Origin of the sequence: Polaromonas sp. (genome assembly GCF_041689105.1) — a bacterium.
In the GTDB taxonomy this organism is placed as follows: Bacteria; Pseudomonadota; Gammaproteobacteria; order Burkholderiales; family Burkholderiaceae_C; genus Polaromonas.
In genome coordinates this window covers 1-3,051 of sequence record NZ_JBDNGU010000068.1, presented here as the reverse complement: position 1 = coordinate 3,051, position 3,051 = coordinate 1, and the positions used below count along the sequence as shown (strand labels likewise).

At 62.3% G+C, this 3,051-nt stretch carries 4 protein-coding genes; 2 read left to right on the top strand and 2 right to left on the bottom strand.

Features of this window, described 5'->3' with window-relative positions; genetic code table 11:
* Both ACESMT_RS06010 and ACESMT_RS06005 read left to right on the top strand, forming a co-directional pair.
* The coding region (locus tag ACESMT_RS06010; protein WP_372825670.1) for a glycosyltransferase at nucleotides 1–658 on the top strand (658 nt) is incomplete at its 5' end.
* A gap of 34 nt (nucleotides 659–692) precedes the next feature.
* Nucleotides 693–935 (top strand): alpha/beta fold hydrolase, encoded by a 243-nt coding sequence (locus tag ACESMT_RS06005; RefSeq protein ID WP_372825669.1) that lies wholly within the window; start codon nucleotides 693–695, stop codon nucleotides 933–935.
* A gap of 35 nt (nucleotides 936–970) precedes the next feature.
* Here the strand turns inward: ACESMT_RS06005 and fghA are convergent, their stop codons facing one another.
* Both fghA and ACESMT_RS05995 read right to left on the bottom strand, forming a co-directional pair.
* A complete protein-coding gene (gene fghA / locus ACESMT_RS06000) occupies nucleotides 971–1,840 on the bottom strand; it encodes an S-formylglutathione hydrolase (protein WP_372825668.1) in 870 nt (289 codons plus the stop codon).
* A gap of 7 nt (nucleotides 1,841–1,847) precedes the next feature.
* Nucleotides 1,848–2,954: an S-(hydroxymethyl)glutathione dehydrogenase/class III alcohol dehydrogenase gene (locus tag ACESMT_RS05995; protein ID WP_372825667.1), complete on the bottom strand. Its 1,107-nt coding sequence runs from the start codon at nucleotides 2,952–2,954 to the stop codon at nucleotides 1,848–1,850.
* Between the last annotated feature and the right edge of the window lie 97 nt (nucleotides 2,955–3,051).

Below are 3,051 nucleotides of genomic sequence, written 5' to 3'. Positions count from 1 at the left end.
TCCGGCCATCGTGCCGCCACCGCGGGAATACAAGGATGCAATGCCAATTCTGGGAGCGATCCACTTCCCGGCGTCGGCGCGCCAGCGCTTGGGCGAATCCGAACGGGATGCGGATCTGATGGCATGGCTCGCGGCGGGTCCTGCGCCAGTCTTCTTTGGCATGGGGAGCATGCCGGTAGAGGACCCCGCTGCGATGTTGCAAACGATCGCTTCGGCTTCTACAACCTGCGGGGTCCGGGCGCTCGTCGGTGCCGGATGGTCACGGATGGACGCAGCTAAGAATTTGCCAAGTCACGTTCGCATCGTCGGCGCTGTTGATCATGGCTGGCTGTTGCCCCAATGCCGGGCTGCAGTGCATCACGGAGGCGCCGGCACAGTTCAGGCTGCGTTGGTGGCCGGCATTCCCGCAGTAGTTGCATCCGTCTTTGCGGATCAGCCCTTCTGGGGGGCGCAGTTGGAACGGTTGGGAGTGGGTGTGCATCTGCCTTTCAAGAACTTCAGCGACGCGACACTTCAGAAGGCGCTGACCCGCATACTCGATCCGCAAGTCACCAATGCGGCAAAGCGCTTGGGCGAGGCCGTGCGGGCGGAACAGGATGGGACCATCGAGATCGTGAACCGCATCGAAGCAATGAAGGCATCCGCGTCGATGGAGTGAGCAAATCGGCATACGCTCCGACGGCCCTTCCGCGGTGCAGTTGACGGAGCGCTTGGAACCGGTGCAGGTGGAGCACCGCGTCAGCCAGATTCAAATACCCACGCTTGTGATCCACGGCAGCCGTGACCGCATCACTCCCGTAGCAAGCTCGCGGAACCTCGCACAGTTACTCCCACCGAGCCAACTTGTCGTTATCGAAGGCGCCGGTCACGTCCCGACTATCACTCGCCCCAGTGAAGTCGTAAGCGCCATCGAGGAGTTTTTCACAATCGTATAGCCATACAAAGCGGCGATGCAGTGACGCCTGAGGGCTCACTCCGACAACTGCCGCGCGTGGTGGTTCAGGTGGTCGGCCATGAAGGTGCTGATGAAGTAATAACCGTGGTCATAACCCGCATGCCATCGCAGCTGCAGCGCCTGCCCGGCTTTGGCGCACGCTGCCTCAAACAGATGTGGGTGCAACTGCACTGACAAAAACTTGTCCGCCTGACCCTGGTCGATCAGAATGCCACCAGGGTAGGGCGCTGAGCCCATGCCGCTCATCAAGGCGGTGGCGTCGTGCGCGGCCCAAGCGGCGGTGTCTGCGCCCAGGTAGCCGGTAAATGCCTTGCGGCCCCAGGGGCACTGGCTGGGCGCGCAGATCGGCGCGAATGCGGAAACCGACTTGAACAGGTCGGGGTGTCGCAGGGCCAGGGTCAGCGCGCCGTGGCCACCCATGGAGTGACCAAAGATGCCGATGCGGCCGGGTTGCAGCGGCAGATGGTCAGTCAGCAGCGGCAGCAACTCGTCGGTGATGTAGCTTTCCATGCGGTAGTGCCTGGACCACGGAGCCTGCGTGGCATCGAGGTAGAAGCCTGCGCCCGCGCCGAAGTCCCAGTCGTCGGTTTCATCGGGCAGGTTGGCGCCGCGCGGGCTGGTGTCCGGGGCGATCAGCGCCAGACCCAATGTTGAGGCCAGCCGCTGCGCGCCGGCCTTGGTCATGAAGGTTTCCTCGTTGCAGGTCAGGCCAGCCAGATAGATCAGCGCTGGAACTTTGCCGCCGGCGTCGTTGATCACCATCTGCGGCGGCAGGAACACCGAAAACTTCATCGGCAAACCTATGGTGGACGAGGCGTGCTGATAGAAACGCTGCACGCCGCCGAAGCAGACATGTTCGCTGAGGAGTTCCGGATGTGTCGCCATGGGGTTGCTAATAAATGACCACACCGCGGATCGACTCGCCGCGCTTCATCAGATCAAAACCTTTGTTGATGTCCTCCAGCGGCATGGTGTGCGTGATCAGGTCGTCGATGTTGATCTTGCCTTCCATGTACCAGTCCACGATCTTCGGCACATCGGTACGGCCGCGCGCGCCGCCGAAGGCCGAGCCTTCCCACTTGCGGCCAGTGACCAGCTGAAAGGGCCGGGTGCTGATTTCGGCGCCGGCCTCGGCCACGCCGATGATGATGCTGCGGCCCCAGCCCTTGTGCGTGCATTCGAGCGCCTGGCGCATGACCTGGGTGTTGCCTATGCATTCAAAGCTGTAGTCGGCGCCGCCGTCGGTCAGCTGCACGATCGCGTCCACCACGTTGTCGGTCGTCTTCGGGTTGATGAAGTGCGTCATCCCGAACTTGCGCGCCATGGCTTCGCGTTCCGGGTTCAGGTCGACACCGATGATCTTGTCGGCGCCCACCATCTTTGCGCCCTGAATCACGTTCAGGCCAATGCCGCCCAGGCCGAACACCACCACGTTCGCGCCAGCCTCTACCTTGGCGGTGAACAGCACCGCACCTATACCGGTGGTGACGCCGCAGCCGATGTAACAGACCTTGTCGAAGGGCGCGTCCTCGCGGATTTTGGCCAGGGATATTTCGGGCGCTACGGTGTAGTTGCTGAAAGTGCTGGTGCCCATGTAGTGAAAAATAGGTTTGCCGTCCAGGCTGAAGCGGCTGGTGGCGTCGGGCATCAGGCCCTTGCCCTGGGTGCCGCGTATCAGCTGGCAGAGGTTGGTCTTGCGCGACAGGCAGAACTTGCACTGGCGACATTCAGGTGTGTACAGCGGAATGACATGGTCGCCCTTTTTGAGCGTGGTCACGCCAGGGCCGACATCCACCACGATGCCCGCGCCTTCATGGCCGAGGATGGCCGGGAAGATGCCCTCCGGGTCGGCGCCCGAGAGTGTGTAGTAGTCGGTGTGGCAAATGCCGGTGGCCTTGATCTCGACCAGTACTTCGCCGAATTTCGGGCCTTGCAGGTCCACGGTTTCGATGGTCAGAGGTGCGCCGGATTTCCAGGCGACGGCTGCTTTTGTTTTCATGGGAGGGCTGGTGCTGAAGTGATGGGAGACAAAGCACTATAAGCCAGCGCCCGGTCAGCCGCGGCCACCGCGCTGCATGTCCTGCGGCGGGCGGTGT

What these genes read in the sequence shown, in the direction of transcription:
- fghA (WP_372825668.1), bottom strand. Translation starts at nt 1,840, where the DNA reads ATGGCGACACATCCGGAACTCCTCAGCGAACATGTCTGCTTCGGCGGC.
- ACESMT_RS05995 (WP_372825667.1), bottom strand. Translation starts at nt 2,954, where the DNA reads ATGAAAACAAAAGCAGCCGTCGCCTGGAAATCCGGCGCACCTCTGACC.